Origin of the sequence: Actinospica acidithermotolerans (genome assembly GCF_018139625.1) — a bacterium.
Classification (GTDB): Bacteria; Actinomycetota; Actinomycetes; order Streptomycetales; family Catenulisporaceae; genus Actinospica; species Actinospica acidithermotolerans.
The window spans coordinates 1-15,105 of record NZ_JAGSOH010000151.1; the positions used below are offsets into that span (position 1 = coordinate 1).

Genomic DNA, 15,105 nt, shown 5'->3' on the forward strand with positions numbered 1-15,105 from the left:
GGCCGTGTCTTCAAACTTGCGTTGGATCAGGCCGCGGCGTCTGACGCGTGCGCTCGCAAGGCGCAGGGGCGGGCGCATACTCGGTCGTCTGCAACCGCCCCTGCAACGCCGCGAGCGTGCGTGGCAGCCGTCGCGGACCCGGCGATAGTTTGAAGACACGGCCTAGTTCATCACGAGTTCTTGTGGACGGCGGGACCCGTGTTTTACGTCGGTCGCGGGCTCCAAGTGCGGGCCCCTGGGGTGCGCCCGGTGTCGTGCCAGGCCTTTGCGTTCTCGCTTGGCGCGCAATTCAGCAACTACGAGGGCCACCGGCTCGTCCTCGCGCAGGTAGAAAAGGAACGTCGGCGGATCAGAAGCCGCTTCCCTCTCACCGAGGCTCCAGTCGGGCCGGCCTACCCGCCCCGCCGCTGGGTTGCGTCCAGGGACGTGGTGTACGGAGTAGCTCTGATGGGCGTATCTCCGATACGTGAGACGGTCACCGGGCGATCCTTCGAGATGGATTGAAGATCTTGAAGGAGGAACACGCGGTGACCGTCCTATCCAGTGTGCCCGCAGGTGAGGAGTTCGAGCGGCAACTCGCCGCGGCCGACCCGGACATGCTCCGGTTGATGGTCAAGTCCTTCGCCGAGGCGTTGATGTCGGCGGAGGCGGACGCGGCCTGCGGCGCCGGATACGGCCAGGTCAGCTCGGAACGGACGAACTCACGCAACGGCTACCGCACCCGCGGGTGGGACACGCGGGTCGGGAGCATCGAGTTGGCGATCCCGAAGCTGCGGACCGGCTCATACTTCCCGGAGTGGCTTCTCGCGCAGACGTCGGGCGGAGCAGGCGCTGATGAGCGTGGTGGCCACCGCCTACCTGCTCGGGGTCTTCACCCGCCGGTCGAGCGACTCGCGGCTGAACTCGGGGTGACGCAGCTGTCGAAGTCGCAGGTCTCGGCGATGGCGACGCACCTGGATGAGCAGGTGCGTGCCTTCAGGGAACGGCCGTTGGACGCCGGACCGTAACTCAGGGCCTGTTCTGAACCCGGTAAGGAAAGTACATCGCGTCCAAGATGTAGAAGTTGCATCCGCGCGCCCGAGCCGTTCGTGCAGCTTCGCTCCCAGCTACGCGTGAACCCACGCCGGCCGCACTGAAGGTACTGCACGTGGCCCGAGCGGCGTCCGCGCCCGCCGATCGGGATTACGACCGCCGTGGCATTCGAGGCCGGCTGGTTTCTGCCTGCCCCCGCATCGACCAAGATGACCGCGCCGACTTCATGATTCAAGATCAGGTGCTGCGCCGGCCTGCATGCGCGTCTTCTAACGCACCGGATCTGCAAGGGATAAGGGCTGCGTCGGCGGTAGTCGAGGTTGAGCGCGTTGCCACGCCGATGGCGTCCGCGACGAACAGTCCCTGGCCCCATCGCCAGCCGGCGGGCGCGTGCGGTGGCGAGGCGGACCATGATGACGAGCGCGCCGAAGAACATCGGCGAGACGCCGAGTCGGTCTCGCGGATCAGGACCAGCATCGCGATCGGGTTCGGCGGCGGTCTGTTGCTGCCGCGGCACGGCTGTCGGCACGCTGCTCGCCGCCTGCGTCAGGCTGCAGTCGCCGACGGTAGGCGGTCAGCGGAAGATGCCGGTGTGGCCGAGGGAGTAGCGGCCTGGTTGCGGGTAGATGCACAGCCCGTGCGGGCCTTGGCCCACCGGGATCCGCGCGATCAGGTGGCCGTCGGTGGTGGAGATGGCGTAGACCTCGGCGTTATAGCGTCCGCTGAGCCACAGGACCTTGCCGTCCGCTGAGACCCCGCCCATGTCCGGGCTTGCCCGACCGGGAATCTGCCACTTCGCGCGGACCGTGTTGGTGGCGAAGTCCAGTACGCTGATCGAGCCCTCGCCGCGGTTGGTGATGTACAGGTCCTTCGAGTCGCGGCTGACATAGAGACCGTGCGTTCCATTGCCAGTGGGGATGAACCCGGTGACGGTGAACCGGTCTCCGTCGAGGGTCCACACGCCGCCGGTCTGCATGTCCGCGACGTACCACACCTTCCCGTCAGGTGAGATCTTCACGTCCTGCGGCCTGGCTCCGGGCTTGAGCTGGATGACCGCCTCGAGCTTGTGGGTCGCGGTGTCGATTTTCAGCATTTGGCCGTCGAACTCGCAGGAGGCGATGAAGTAGCTGCCGTCCGGGGAGAAGTCGGCGTGGTTGACGCCTTCGCAGGGCACGTTCAGCATGGTCTGGATCGCCATGGTGTGCGGGTCGCGGAAGACGATCTGGTGGTCGGCCTCGGCCATTACGACCGCGGATTTGCCGTCGGGGGTGAAGTAGAGGTTGTAGGGGTCATACACCGGGACCGGGGTGCCGAATTTGCCCGTGGCCGGGTCGATCGGAGTCAGCGTGTTGCCCTTGTCGTTGTTCACCCACAGGGTCTTGAGGTCCCAGGAGGGCACCACGTGCTGCGGGTCGGCGCCGACCGGTACCGTGCGCACCACCTTGTAGGTGGCCGGATCGATGACCGTGACGGTGTCCGAGTGGGTGTTGGGAACGTAGACGTAGCTCGGGTCGTTCTTGACGACGGGTGAGAGCCGGTCGGGGCGGTCGGCGGCGTAGAGGTCGGTCGGGTCGTAGGCGGGCATGCCGGGCAGGGCTCCGGCTCGTGTGAACTGCTGCGCGGCAGGCGGCGCGTCCGGGTGCTGTGCGGCGACCGCGTGCCGCGCCGCCTCGGTGGCGGTGTGCGTGGCGCAGCCGGCGCAGGCGATGCACAACGCGGTCACGATGCTTGCGGCGCTGACCGGCCGGTGGCGTAGGACGGGGTTCACTTGGTCGCTTCCTTCAGTGTATTGGGGGATGCGGGAAGTGGCTGCGAGCGTGCGGCGGCGCGGACTGTCGGGAAGAGCTCGGAGGCGGTGACCGCGCGCAGCCCGCGGCGCGCGAGGCCTTGGAGGATCACCGGTAGCGCGGTGACGGTCTGCTGGTGTCCGAGGTGCATCGAGACCACGTCCCCGCCTCGGATCCGATCGAGCACCGTCTGCTCGATCGCGCGGGTGCCGGGATCGAGGTAGTCGAGCGAATCGAGGTCGTAGGACAGCAGGGTCGTGTAGCCCGCGCGCCGAGCCGCCGTGCGTACGGTCGGGCTGGCGTGCTGTGCCTGGGACTGGCGGAACCAGCGCCCGCGCGAACCGGTCAGCTGCTCGAGGCGCTGCGCGCACTGTTCGATCTCCTGGTACGCGTCGTCCGGCGACATCGCGTCGATGTCGAGGTGATGCTCGGTGTGGTTGCCCAGTTCGTGCCCGCCGTGCAGGGTCCGCTCTGCCATCTCGGGGTACTGCGCCAGCCACGCACCGACGGCCAGGATCGTCAGGCGCGCACCGGAGTGTTCCGCTTCGGTGAGTAACGCGTTCGCGAGCTGCGGGGAGCCGGCTCCGTGGAAGGTGAGGGCGACCGCGTCGGATACGGGCGCGTGCGACGCCTCAGGCGCTACGGCAGGGTCGTTCGACGCCGCAGTCGCAGGCCGCGGCGCGGTCGAGCCCGAACCTGTCGACGGCGCGGGGAGCTGTTCCCGGCTCGGGTGTGCTTCGGGCGCCGCGGCGCGCCCCGGATCCGAGCAGCCTCCGGCCGCCAGCAACGGCACGGGAGCCAGCGCGGCCAGCACGCTCCGGCGCGACCAGGTGCTTTGCGGCGGCTCGGGCGACGTCATATCAGGGCACTTTTCGGCAGATCGGAAGTTGAACCAGGTGTACCGTCAACCGAGTGAACCATCTCACCCGGTCGCACTAATGATGGCGTCGGGAGCACCGCGCTCAAGACCTTGTGCCTCTGGAGCCGGCCGGTGCGCCGCCGCGGACAGTGCCACGCGGAACACGTCCGAACCGCATCTCATTTCAATGTGCTAGCGGTTCGGATGTGAGGCCCCTTGGTCCCGCGTTGCCCGGCGGTGACGGCAAGGATCTCCCTATACAGCGGCGAACACGAAGCCGCGTTCGAGCAGCGCCGGGATGAAGATGCGCAGTGCGGCGACGGTGTTGCTGCGGTTTCCGCCGCCGTCGTGTTCGAGGATGATGTCGTGCCGGTGGGTATGGCGGAGCACGGTGGTGACGATGTCCTGCGTGGTCACGTGGGCGGTGTCCCAGTCGCGGGGGTCGACCGACCAGCCCAGGGGGGTGAGGTCGCGCGTGGCGCACGCCTGAAAGACCGCGGGTGTCCAGTATCCGTAGGGTGCGCGGAAGATCGTGGGTGTTTGGCCTGCGTCGGCGAGGGCGTCGTTGCACCGGTCGATTTCGGAGATCACTTGGGACGCGGGGTATCCGCGCATGTCCGCGTGGTCCCAGGTGTGGTTCGTAATCGTGTGGCCGGCGGCGGCGACCTCGCGTACGAGCGGGAGGTTTCCTGCGATCTGACGGCCGATCATGTTGAAGGTCGCCTGGATGCCGTATCGGTCGAGGACATCGAGGACCTGCGGGGTGTAGACGGGATGCGGACCGTCGTCGAGGGTCAGGGCGATCGATTGTGGGCCCGCGTCGTCGACGTAGAACTGCGGCGCCATGCGCGGCTGCCCGGACGGTGCACCCACTTCGATCGGCGGGGCGTTCATCGGCCGCGGCTGCGGACCGGAGGCGTCGCCGGGTGAGGCAGCGGCTGTCGGATGGGTGGCTGCGCGCCTGGCGCCGGGGGCGCCGCCGGCCTGGTTCGCGCGAGCGATGCTGCTGAGGCCGAGCAGCATGATCGTGCCGCTGCTGAACAACTGCCGCCGAGACACCCCGCTGCGCACGTGGTCGGTCTGGTCTGGCTGATCGGCTTTCACCTCGATGCGCTCTCCTACTCGGCCGTCTGACCCGTGCCCTCGGTGCCTGGCCACGAGCCTTTCAGGCCAGTCGGGCGGGTGCTTGCGTCGCGAGGCCGAATGGATGACGTGTCGCGTCAGGATTCACACGTTCAGCCGATCGCGGCCGAGAACGAGGTTCGCCGCCGAGTCGTCCGGCTCGCGACCGCGCGAGTCGTCGCGCGCCCAGGTCGTAGAGCGCGCACGGGCGTTGCGGCCCCGGCGCCGTAGGCGGGATGCGACACCAGCAGCGTGCTTCGTCGGCGGCGATACGCGAGGGCCGTGCTCTTGGGCGCGGCGTGGATCAGCACCTGTCCCACGCCGTTGAACATCGCCGCAGTCGGCACGATCACCGGGTCCGCGCACGGGTCGAGCGCTCGCACGGCCAGGTGCGCCACCGTCAGCACGGCGCCGAACGTGACGGCGACCGTGGGCAGGTTCGGCGGCAGGTGCCTGGTCATCGCTGCGCCGGTCTGCCCGTAGGCGAGCAGCCCGACGCCGGGCGCGATGACGCAGAGACACGAGGCGGGTCGGGCCGGGCTGTGGACGGGCTCGTGGCCTCCCGCGCCGCCGGGCATCGCGGGCGAAAGGGTCCTACCCGGGTGGCGGGTCGCGCCGGCGTTCGCCGGGTACGCGCCGTCGCGGCCGCGCTCGAGGAGCCCGTGAGCTGAGATGTGCCGGTCGGCATGGGCCTGATCCTGCCCGTGCTCGCCCTCGTCCAGCACCGCCGACCAGCCGCGTGTGAGTCAGCGCTGTGATCGCTGCCGCGCGACGGCCCGCTCACCCCGGCCGCGAGGAGCCACGGCGTCGATACGCGTCAGGGAGCGCCGCAGGCGGGCGAAGCGGCGGATCAGGGAGAGGTTGACCGGGACGAGTACCCCGGTGAGCACGATGCCGGAGATGAAGCCGAGCCGGCCGAGGCGCGCGGTGAGCAGCCCGAACACCACGGCGGCGCACGCCAGGGCGTAGCCGCAGGCGGCGAAGAGCTGTTCCCGCAGGTGTTCCGACGGGATCGGTGTCACCGGGTGGTCCTCGTCGTTCGCGGTCCGGGCCTCATCGCCCACGGCGGCCTCGCTCCTGGCCGGAGTTCGCCCGGCTCTCATAGGCCACCTCGACCGCTTCGGCCTCGAGGTTCTCGACCGCGGCCGGCCCAGTGCGGGCCCGGCGGCGCCGGTGGCGGAGCACGAGCAGCACGACGATGACGGCCGCGGCGCCGAGGGCGTAGAGGGAGTAGCGGCCGACCGTCTCGTAGATGGTGGTGATGTGATTGCCGGCGAGGTAGCCCGCAGTGGTCCAGGTGGCCACCCACAACGCGGCGCCGAGGGCGTTGTAGAGCAGGAATTTCAGCCAGCGCATGCCGGTGATCCCGGCGATGATGCCGTTGGCCTGGCGCAGCCCCTCGATGAACCGCGCGACGGTGACGATCTTTCCGCCGTGGCGGTTGAAGAAGGCTTCCGCCTTGTCTAGGCGCTGCTCGGTGAGCATCACGTACCGGCCCCACCTGAGGGCGAGTTCCCGGCCGCCGAAGCGGCCGATGGCGTAGCCGACGTTGTCGCCGAGGATGGCGGCGGCAAAACCGATCAGGCCGACGGCGACGATGTTGAGCCGTCCGGTGCCGGCGTAGACGGAGGCCGCGATCAGCACGGTCTCGCCCGGGGCGGGCACCCCGAAGTCCTCGACGAACAGCAGGAACGCGACGGCGGCGTAGCCCCAGTGGTCGAGCAGCGGGGCGAGGGATTCGAGGAATCCGGGAAGCTGGGTCGGGGCGCTCACAGGCGGGCGGTCTCCTTCTCGGGAACGCTGGTCGTGGCCAGGGGCGCGTCGGCGAGCAGGCGCCGGGCCCGCACGCGCAGCAGCAGGTATCCGAGGCCGGCGGTGATCGGGAACGAGAGCGCGGCCACGAGCACGAACGCCGGAACATAGCGTTCGAGCCCGGGCTCGAGTCGCCCGACGGCGTATCCGGCGAGCGTAGCGCTGCCCGCCCAGGTGATGCCGCCGGCCGTCTGCCAGGCGGTGAACCGGGCGGTCGGGACGCGCACAAGACCCGATAGGGGGCCGGCGACCGAGCGGGCCACCGGGATGAACCGGGCAGCGACCAGCGCGGGCCCGTAGCCGCGCCGTGTGGCCAGGCGCTCGAAGCGCACCGCGGCGCGGTGGATGCGGTGGTCGCGCGGTCCGGGCAGCAAGGCGCGTGTGCCGAGGCGCCCGACCAGGTAGCCGCCCTGCGCGCCGAGCACCGCTCCTCCCGTGGCCGCACCCAGGATCCACGGCAGCGAAAGGTGCCCGGTCGCGCACGCCAGCCCGGCCGTGAGCAGCAGCGTGTCGCCCGGCAACACGAACCCGATCGGCAGCGCGGATTCGATCAGCAGCACCAGGAACACCGCCGCCGCGGCATACGGGGCCGCTGCTGAGAGCAGCGAGGTCGTAGAGAACGGGTCCACCGTGCCTGCCTTCCCGGAGTGCGACGCGCATCCTCGACCCGCGCCGTCTTCTACAAGACTGTAGTACTTCTGCTAGAGTAGCGAACTTCTACAGAGGAGTAGTACTTCTGCGTAACTGCAGATGACGGATTCGGCGCCCGCGCGGTTGCGAAGGCGTGCGCAGGATTCTGCGATCGACCCCGGTTTCCCTGCCGGCCGCCCTCAGTTAGCGCGGGCGCCGCCGGTCGTCTACACTCCAGTCAGCTTCTACAGCCTTGTAAATCTTCCGGGCCGGGCGCTGCTTCCCGTGGCTGCCCGCCGACGTGCACCGAGACGCTCCGCGAGAAGGAAAGACCCGCCATGCCCCTTGCGCTCGCCGACCCGCAGCACATCAAGACCGTCACCACCGCCGACGACGGCCTCTACCGCTCGATCACCTCCTTCGCCCAGCACACCGCGTGGCTGCAGTCCGCGATGAAGCTCTACACCCTCGCCGGGATCGGGATCCTCGGCCTGATGGCGCTCTACGCCTGGTGGAGCGCGCGAGGCCGGGCGGACCGCGCGACCATGGCCGCGGTCGCCTGGCTCGGTGTCGGCACCCTGATCTCGATCGCCGGCGGGCTCGGGCTCAAGCAGGTCTTCCGGGAGAACCGGCCCTGCCAGGCGATCCACGTCGCCACCGTTCAGGCCTGCCCCGGGCCCACGGACTACTCGTTCCCGTCCGATCACACCACCGTCGCCGTCGCACTCGCCGTCGGCCTGTGGATCGTCAGCCGCAGACTCGGCGTCATCGCCGCCATCCTCGCCGCGATCGAGGGCTTCTCCCGCATCTACCTCGGCCAGCACTACCCGCACGACGTGCTCGGCGGCGCGATCCTGAGCACCGCGATCCTGCTGGCCGGCTGGCCGCTGGCCCGCCGCCCGCTCACCCGCTTGCTCGAGGTCCTGGAAGCGAGCCCGCTGCGCCCGCTGCTGACCGCCGCCCCAGCGGGCGCCACCACAGCCACTTCGACCGCTTCCCGCGACGCAGCGCCGTCCACTCCTGCCGAGTCCCGCGGCGATGCGGCGTACGCCGACCCCTACAACGCAGGCCGGGCCGCTTACACCGACGCCACCCCCGCCGGCGCCCACGGCGACGCGCCGCGCACCACCGCGTACGGCAACGGAAGCCACACCCAGCAGGACCCGGCCAGCGGGCGGGGCGCATACCCGCGGCACGAGACGCGCGGCACCGGCCTGCGCTGACCGCGCCGCACCGGCCGGGCTCGACGGTCGGCACCAGCAACATCTACAATCATGTAGAATTATCGGCGGTTCAGGACGACCGGATCGATCCCCGCTCGGTGGTCCGCTCCCCGCGACCTCGTCCCGAACCGCTTCACAACACCCCCCGCGAGGAAGGCCGACCGACGTGCAGAGCTTCATCGCGAACTACGGCTATCTGGCGATATTCCTGCTGATGTTGGCCGAGTCCGCCTGCATCCCGATCCCCTCCGAACTGATCATGCTGTTCGGTGGTGCCCTGGCCGCCGGAGCGGTCGCCGGGACCCAACTGAACCTCGAGGCGGTGATCGCCGCCGGGGTAGCCGGGAACCTCGCCGGCAGTTACCTCGCCTACGCTGTTGGCCGCTACGGCGGGCAGGCCGCCCTGCACAAGTGGGGGCGCCGGATCTACCTGCGCGAGCACGACCTGGACAAGGCGACCGCGTGGTTCACCAAGTACGGTCCGGCCGCCGTCGGCTTCGGCCGGTGCCTTCCGGTGATCCGCACCTTCATCTCCCTGCCCGCCGGGATCGCCGGTATGAACGCGGTCCGCTTCGGCCTGTACACCGTGATCGGCTGCATCCCGTGGACCGCGGCGCTCGCCTGGGCCGGATACGCGGTCGGCGCGAATTGGGACAGGGTCGCCAACGACTTCCACGGCCCGACGTACATCATCGCCGGGATCGTCGGCATCGCCGCGGTGATCGCCGTCGCACTGTTCGTCCGCAACCGCCGCAGCCAAGGTCAGCAACCGCCGGTCGCCGCCGTGGAGCGCACCGGTGTCCACCGGAGCTAGGCAGGCCCGTCCGGCGCCGCGCCCCTCGCCTGCACCGCTAAGCTCCGGTGACCGCGCAGGACACGCCCAGGGAAGGTGCACGATGGCTCCGCTCCGCAAACCCCAACGCGGCACGGGGCCGCGCCGCGCCGCAGGCGCGCTGGAAACCGCCATCCTGAACATCCTGTGGGAGGCCGGTGAACCGCTCAGCGCCGCCGAGGTGCGTGAGCAGTTGCCCGGCCACGTCGAAGGCGGCACCGGCGAACTGGCCTACACCACCGTGGTCACCATCCTCACCAGGCTGTTCGAGAAGAACACGCTCTTTCGGGAACGCGACGGACGCGCCTACCGCTACGCGCCCGTGGCCGACGAGGCGGGGCTTGCCGCCCGGCGCCTGACGGCGATGCTCGACGCGGCCGCCGACCGCCCGGCCGTGCTCTCGGGATTCGTCAAGAACCTCACCGACAACGACGAGCAACTGCTGCGCGCCCTCCTCGGCGGGAGAGCGGAGCAGGCCGACGCAGACGCTGAATAGGGGCATACGTGCGCGTCTTCGTGTACGTGACTTTGATCTTCCCGCTCACCGCGGCTCCGCTCGCGCGCCTGGCGCTCACCCGCCTGCACCCGCGCCACGCTACGTGGCTGCTGAGCCTGGCCGCGGTGATACTCGCGGGAACCAGCTGCGGCGCCCTCGGGCTGGTGGCCATCTCAGCGCTCGTACGCATTCCCGCCCTCGCACACCTCGCGCACCTGTCCCACCGGGTGATCATCGCCGGCGGTGATTCGACCTCCGGAGTGATCGCCGTGGCGGCCGGGATCCTGTTCGGTGCGGCGCTGCTGCTGACCGCGACCTTCACGGTCACCCGTGCACGTACCCTGGCCGCCGCGTTCACCCACGCCCGCGCCCTGCCCGGCGCGGCCAGCCTGGTCATCACCCGGGACGAGTCCGCCGACGCGTACACGGTCCCCGGGAACCCGGGCCGGATCGTGGTGTCCACCGGCATGCTCGAGGCCCTCGACAGACCCGGCCGCCGCGCCCTGCTCGCCCACGAGCACGCCCACCTCGATCACCGCCACTACCTCTACACCACCGCGGCCCGCCTGGCCGCCGCCGCGAACCCGCTGGTACGCCCGCTCGCCGGAGCTGTCGACTACGCCGTCGAACGTTGGGCCGACGAACACGCCGCCCACACCATCGGCGACCGACGCCAAGTCGCCACCGCCATCGCCACCGCAGCCATTGCCACCAAACACGCCCGCCCGCGCCGTAGCCCCGCCCTCGCACTCGGCGCCGTGGTCAGCCGCACCAGCGGACTGCGACTCGATAACGCCGGACCCGTACCACGGCGCGTGGCCGCCCTGCTCGACCCCGCCCCGCGCACCAGCTTGCCCGCCCTCGCCGCAGGACTGGCCGTCCTCGTACTGGCCGCGTTCTGCGCCCTGGAGGCAGCCAACGACCTCCAAGACCTGCTCTCCCTCGCCCACTGGTACGCAGACCACCACTGACCCCGACACGACCACCAACGCAGGAACAAACACACCGCCAGCTCCTGCGGGCACCGCACCGCGCTCCCTCATGAGGACCCAGGCCTCGGGCCTCAAGGTTCTACTCCAGTTCACGCCCCACCGGCAATCGTGGATCACCGCCTCCACCGTGTGGGGGCGGCGCGATCGCAGCGTGTTACAGCGGGCCGCTACCCGCGTCCGGGGGACGGTTACGAGTGCAGTTCGGCGCACCGTGGCAGTAAGACAGCGCGGTCATCGGTGCGAGGGCCTACTTCTTGGCGGCCGACCGGATTGTGGCCCGCCGATGAACGCGCGAGGGCCGCTCAGGGATTCACCAAGATCTTGGGTCAAGGGGGAGTAGTACAAGGGCGGACGACGGACGCGACGGCGCGAGCTTTTCGCACGGAACGCGTGAAAAGCACTCAACTTCCATTAACGGTCGTAAGCATGACTTCTGAGATCGGTCGGCCTTGCGTGGGGTCGTTGCCAGGTTCTGCTGCGAGGAGGCTGCGGGGGCAAAGTTGAAAAGGTAGCTCAGCGGAGGCCACCGCCGCGGCGGCCTCACCGGGATCAGGTAGCGGGTGGCAGTGCCTGTTCGCACCAGATGGACTTGCCGGCGGTGCCGTAGCGGGCTCCCCAGCGTTGGGTCAGTTGCGCGACGAGCAGCAGCCCGCGGCCGCCCTCGTCGAACACGCGGGCGCGGCGCAGGTGCGGGGCGGTGTTGCTTCCGTCGGAGACTTCGCAGATCAGCATGCTGTCGCGGATCAGGCGCAGCTGGATCGGCGGGGCGCCGTAGCGGATCGCGTTGGTGACCAGTTCGCTGACGACCAGTTCGGTGATGAAGGAGGTCTCCTCGAGCTGCCAGGCCTCGAGCTGGCGCGTCGTCAGTTCGCGTGCGCTGGCGACGTATTCCGGGTCGGCGGGGATGTCCCACGTGACGACCCGGTCTTCCGGCAGGGCGCGGGTGCGGGCCAGCAGCAGGGCGACATCGTCGGCCGGGGGACCGGCGAGCATGTGGTCCATCACGACGTCGCAGGCGGCGTCGAGGTCGCGCGGGGTTTGGTCGAGCGCGTGCCGGAGCTCCTCGAGGCCTTGGCCGATATCGAGTTCGCGCGAGTGTACGAGGCCGTCGCTGAACAGGGCCAGTGTGCTGCCGGAGGCGATCTCCAGTTCGGTGGTCTCGAAGGGGAGCCCGCCGACGCCGAGCGGGGGTCCCGGATGCCCGAAGACCGCGGAGGTGTGGCCGGAGGGATCGCGGAGGTACGGCAGCGGATGGCCGGCGCTGGCCAGCGAGCAGCGGCGGGAGATCGGGTCGTAGATCGCGTAGAGGCAGGTGGCGCTCAGATCGCCGACTCCCGCCTCGTCTTCGTCGGCCTCGGTGAGGTGGATGACCAGGTCGTCGAGGTGGGTGAGCAGCTCGTCCGGGGGGAGATCGACGTCGGCGAGGGTGCGCACCGCGGATCGAAGCTGTCCCATCGAGGCGGAGGCGTGCACGCCGTGGCCCGCGACGTCGCCGAGCACGAGCGCGACGCGGGTGCCGGACAGCGGGATGACGTCGAGCCAGTCTCCGCCGACGCCCGCCTCGGTGCCCGTCGGCAGGTAGCGGTACGCGGTCTCGACGGCGGGTTGGACCGGCAGCCGGTGCGGGAGCAGGCTGCGCTGCAGGGTCAGGGCGGTGGCGCGTTCACGGCTGTACCGGCGCGCGTTGTCGATGGCGAGGGCGGCTTTGGCGGCGAGTTCCTCGGCGTCGGCGAGATCCTCCTTGCCGAACGGGGTGCTCTCCTGGGCTCGCCAGAAGCCGACCCGGCCCAGTGGCGCGCCCTGGGCCAGCAGCGGAGCCGTGATCAGCGAGTGCATGCCGAAGTCGAGCAGCCGGGCGGCCTGGCTGGGGCCGTACATCGACCACGATCCGCTGCCGTGCAGATCGTGGATCACCGCCACGCCGCCGTTGCGCCCCGGCTCACTCGGCGGTGCGAGCGGCTCGACCAGCGCGCCCACGGGGTCGAGTGGCACGGTTTCGTGGGCGCCGCTGCCGCTCAGTGCCACGCGGCGCATCGGCGCTCCGCCGTACGTCGGCTCTGCGCCCTGCAGCACCGATGCGTCCAGGTCCACGGTGGCGTAGTCGGCGAACCGGGGGACTGCCGCGTCCGCGAGTTCGCGCGCGGTCTGCTCCACGTCGAGCGCCGTGCCAATCGTCGTGCTCGCGTCATAGAGCAGCCGCAGCCGGTGCTGCGCAGTCTGCTGCTTCTCGAGGCTTGTCTCCAGCGACCCGGCCAGCGAGTTGAACGCCGTCTCCAGCTGGCCGATCTCCCGCGTCCCGGTACGCGGCATCCGCGCGGTCAGATCGCCTGCTGCCAGCCGTGTGGCCAGCGCCGCCGCACGACGCACCGGCGAGACCACGATCCGCGTGACGTATCCGGCGTACGCGGCGATGAGGAGCACCGACAGGCCGATCCCGATCGACGCGGCGATCACCGTGTGCCGGGCATTTGCATCGGCCGTCGACTCGGCTGCCGCGATCGCCGCTTGCTGGGTCGCGGTATAGCTGTCGAACAGGCTCCGGATGGCGTCCACCCGCTGCTTGCCAGCGATCATGGTGGGCAGGCTCGTCGCGCTCGGCGAGCCTGCTCGCGCCGCGTCGACCACCGGGATCGAGTAGTCGTGGATGAAGGATTCGCCCTGTCGGCTGATCTGTTGCGCGATCCTCGTCTGCTCAGCCGACGTGCTCATGTCGATCAGCTGTTTCACTTGCGCCGGGAAGTGGCCGGACGCCGCCGTCCACGGCCCGAGGAACTGCTCCTGCCCGGTGATGAGGTAGCCGCGCTGGCCCGTCTCGATGTCCAGCACCAGGTTGTCCACGAGCCGCGCCTGGCTGATGGCGGCCTGCGCGTCCTGAGCCGCTCTCATCGAGCCGCGCATGTCGTTGACAGACCAGAGCACCACTGCGAACGCAGCACCGATCAGCACCGCGAGCAGACCACCCGCCGCGGCTGTAACGGTGACCAGACTCAAGCGCGCCCGATCGTCCGATCGGCCCCGAATTCTCATGGGCGCCCCACAGTTTGCGCTGCCGCACGGCAGCTGTCCATCGCCAACTGTAACACCGTCTCAAAGTATGAGATGATCCCGCGTCCATGGCGTACTCGGCGAGCGAAGGACGCCGTGATCATGGTGTGGCAGATGTGTGAGTGCGACCGAGGCCACAGAGCGGCGCGCCTGGCGCTGGCCGCGCTCCCATTTCGGCGCGCGCAGCCGGTATGGGCGCTCGGCGTCGATGGTGAAGGTGACCGCCGCGAATCCGTCGCCGAGAGGGTTCGGGTCGTCGTCGACCGACCACGCCTCGTCGACGAGTTGCAGTTGGATCCGGATCGGCGGCTCGGAATCGTCGGGGAAGTGGCGCTGCCAGACTGCGGGGACGTAGATCTCGGCGGCGCTGGTCAACGATGCCCCCTCGGAGACCTTCTCCGTGTACCGCTGGGCGGCGATGGCCACCGGCCGCGCTCCGGTGGCCGTGAACAACTGGAGGCGGAAGGTGCCGCAGGGGCTCTGGCCGGTAGCCCCGTCGACGGCGAAGTCGAGTTCGTCCAGGGTGCGCGTGCGTTCGGCCATGAACGCCATGACGTCCGGCGGGCGGGTTCGGGCTACTTGACGCCGCTCGCTCATCCCCAGGTCTGCTCGCGGTTCTCGTCCTGCATCTGACCAAGGTGGTGACATCGGTCGCGGCGGGTCAGGACCCACGCCCGGCGTCGGACGGTGGAATTCAAGTTTCGCCGTGAGCAAGATCGACGATATCGGATGTCTCTCGGGTGAGCGCGCGAAGCTGCGGCCGCGCTTCAATGGTCCTGCGCGCCGACGCCTCCTGCGGTAGATCACGGTCCTGACGGAGAAGAGCCGTGGCAGTCCGTCATCAATGCCCCGGTGATGGTTTGCTCGATCTGGTGCGGGCGGCGGGAACCTCCATCAGTGCCCGGGGCTCTCCAGTTCGCCGGTGCCTGCAAAACTCGGGACGGTGATGCGGACGCTGGTACGTGCCGTCCGCGCTTCAGTGGTGGTTCCCTTGCAGTCCCCCTCTCCCGGTTGTCGTGTAGCGGTGTTCGGGGCGGCCGGTCGCGCCGTAGCGCAACTGCACACGCACGACGCCGTGCTGGGCGAGGTAGCGCAGATGGCGCTGGGCGGTCGGGCGGCTCACGCCGACCTGCTCGGCGACCTCGGCGGCCGAGATGTCGCCCTCTGCCGCGCGCACGGCGTTGCGCACCAGTTCCAGCGTCGGCGCCGAATGTCCCTTCGCGGGCTGCTCGACGCGCTGCGGCGCCGGGCCGCGGAGCATGCCGAAGAGCGCGT

15 protein-coding genes are annotated in these 15,105 nt (G+C 69.9%); 5 read left to right on the top strand and 10 right to left on the bottom strand.

Translation table 11 applies throughout. The features are described 5' to 3' along the window. The first annotated feature begins 527 nt into the window (after positions 1-527). Positions 528-1,007, top strand: a complete 480-nt coding sequence (locus KDK95_RS30690) for a transposase (RefSeq protein ID WP_212521835.1) — start codon at positions 528-530, stop codon at positions 1,005-1,007. 599 nt (positions 1,008-1,606) lie between these two features. On the opposite strand, the gene KDK95_RS30695 is transcribed toward KDK95_RS30690, so the two are convergent. The 7 genes from KDK95_RS30695 to KDK95_RS30725 form a co-directional block, all read right to left on the bottom strand. Further along, on the bottom strand, positions 1,607-2,800 hold the full coding sequence (locus KDK95_RS30695; RefSeq protein WP_307844801.1) for a YncE family protein: 1,194 nt from the start codon (positions 2,798-2,800) through the stop codon (positions 1,607-1,609). Then, complete coding sequence (locus KDK95_RS30700; RefSeq protein WP_212521836.1) at positions 2,797-3,678, bottom strand: polysaccharide deacetylase family protein; 882 nt, start codon at positions 3,676-3,678, stop codon at positions 2,797-2,799. Before KDK95_RS30700 ends, KDK95_RS30695 begins: the two co-directional genes overlap by 4 nt. Positions 3,679-3,933: 255 nt before the next feature. Then, complete coding sequence (locus tag KDK95_RS30705; RefSeq protein WP_212521837.1) at positions 3,934-4,782, bottom strand: polysaccharide deacetylase family protein; 849 nt, start codon at positions 4,780-4,782, stop codon at positions 3,934-3,936. A gap of 131 nt (positions 4,783-4,913) precedes the next feature. Then, a complete protein-coding gene (locus KDK95_RS30710; protein WP_212521838.1) occupies positions 4,914-5,525 on the bottom strand; it encodes a hypothetical protein in 612 nt (203 codons plus the stop codon). A gap of 21 nt (positions 5,526-5,546) precedes the next feature. Next, complete coding sequence (locus tag KDK95_RS30715) at positions 5,547-5,864, bottom strand: hypothetical protein (RefSeq protein WP_212521839.1); 318 nt, start codon at positions 5,862-5,864, stop codon at positions 5,547-5,549. Beyond that, positions 5,854-6,573 carry a DedA family protein gene (locus KDK95_RS30720; RefSeq protein ID WP_212521840.1) on the bottom strand — a complete coding sequence of 240 codons (720 nt, stop codon included), beginning with the start codon at positions 6,571-6,573 and terminating at the stop codon, positions 5,854-5,856. The genes KDK95_RS30715 and KDK95_RS30720 overlap by 11 nt, the downstream gene beginning before the upstream one ends. Continuing rightward, complete coding sequence (locus KDK95_RS30725; protein WP_212521841.1) at positions 6,570-7,241, bottom strand: DedA family protein; 672 nt, start codon at positions 7,239-7,241, stop codon at positions 6,570-6,572. The genes KDK95_RS30720 and KDK95_RS30725 overlap by 4 nt, the downstream gene beginning before the upstream one ends. 339 nt (positions 7,242-7,580) lie before the next feature. Between KDK95_RS30725 and KDK95_RS30730 the strand changes: the two genes are divergently transcribed. The 4 genes from KDK95_RS30730 to KDK95_RS30745 all read left to right on the top strand — a co-directional run bounded on the left by KDK95_RS30730 (position 7,581) and on the right by KDK95_RS30745 (position 10,764). Continuing rightward, positions 7,581-8,465 (top strand): phosphatase PAP2 family protein, encoded by an 885-nt coding sequence (locus KDK95_RS30730; RefSeq protein WP_212521842.1) that lies wholly within the window; start codon positions 7,581-7,583, stop codon positions 8,463-8,465. A 166-nt stretch (positions 8,466-8,631) separates the two neighbouring features. Beyond that, positions 8,632-9,279 carry a DedA family protein gene (locus KDK95_RS30735; protein ID WP_212521843.1) on the top strand — a complete coding sequence of 216 codons (648 nt, stop codon included), beginning with the start codon at positions 8,632-8,634 and terminating at the stop codon, positions 9,277-9,279. Between the two features lie 82 nt (positions 9,280-9,361). Then, positions 9,362-9,793: a BlaI/MecI/CopY family transcriptional regulator gene (locus KDK95_RS30740; protein ID WP_212521844.1), complete on the top strand. Its 432-nt coding sequence runs from the start codon at positions 9,362-9,364 to the stop codon at positions 9,791-9,793. A gap of 8 nt (positions 9,794-9,801) precedes the next feature. Beyond that, on the top strand, positions 9,802-10,764 hold the full coding sequence (locus KDK95_RS30745) for a M48 family metalloprotease (protein WP_212521845.1): 963 nt from the start codon (positions 9,802-9,804) through the stop codon (positions 10,762-10,764). Positions 10,765-11,334: 570 nt separating this feature from the next. Here KDK95_RS30745 and KDK95_RS30750 read toward each other — a convergent pair. The 3 genes from KDK95_RS30750 to KDK95_RS30760 all read right to left on the bottom strand — a co-directional run. Next, positions 11,335-13,776, bottom strand: coding sequence for a SpoIIE family protein phosphatase (locus KDK95_RS30750; RefSeq protein WP_212521846.1), 2,442 nt, complete (start codon positions 13,774-13,776; stop codon positions 11,335-11,337). Positions 13,777-13,872: 96 nt separating this feature from the next. Beyond that, on the bottom strand, positions 13,873-14,373 hold the full coding sequence (locus KDK95_RS30755) for a hypothetical protein (RefSeq protein ID WP_212521847.1): 501 nt from the start codon (positions 14,371-14,373) through the stop codon (positions 13,873-13,875). Positions 14,374-14,806: 433 nt separating this feature from the next. Next, positions 14,807-15,105: helix-turn-helix domain-containing protein (locus tag KDK95_RS30760; RefSeq protein ID WP_212521848.1), on the bottom strand; the 299-nt coding region annotated here is incomplete at its 5' end.

Excerpts from the sequence above, each read along its gene's own strand:
- KDK95_RS30755 (WP_212521847.1), bottom strand. The coding sequence starts at position 14,373 with ATGGCCGAACGCACGCGCACCCTGGACGAACTCGACTTCGCCGTCGAC.
- KDK95_RS30730 (WP_212521842.1), top strand. The coding sequence starts at position 7,581 with ATGCCCCTTGCGCTCGCCGACCCGCAGCACATCAAGACCGTCACCACC.
- KDK95_RS30740 (WP_212521844.1), top strand. The coding sequence starts at position 9,362 with ATGGCTCCGCTCCGCAAACCCCAACGCGGCACGGGGCCGCGCCGCGCC.
- KDK95_RS30700 (WP_212521836.1), bottom strand. The coding sequence starts at position 3,678 with ATGACGTCGCCCGAGCCGCCGCAAAGCACCTGGTCGCGCCGGAGCGTG.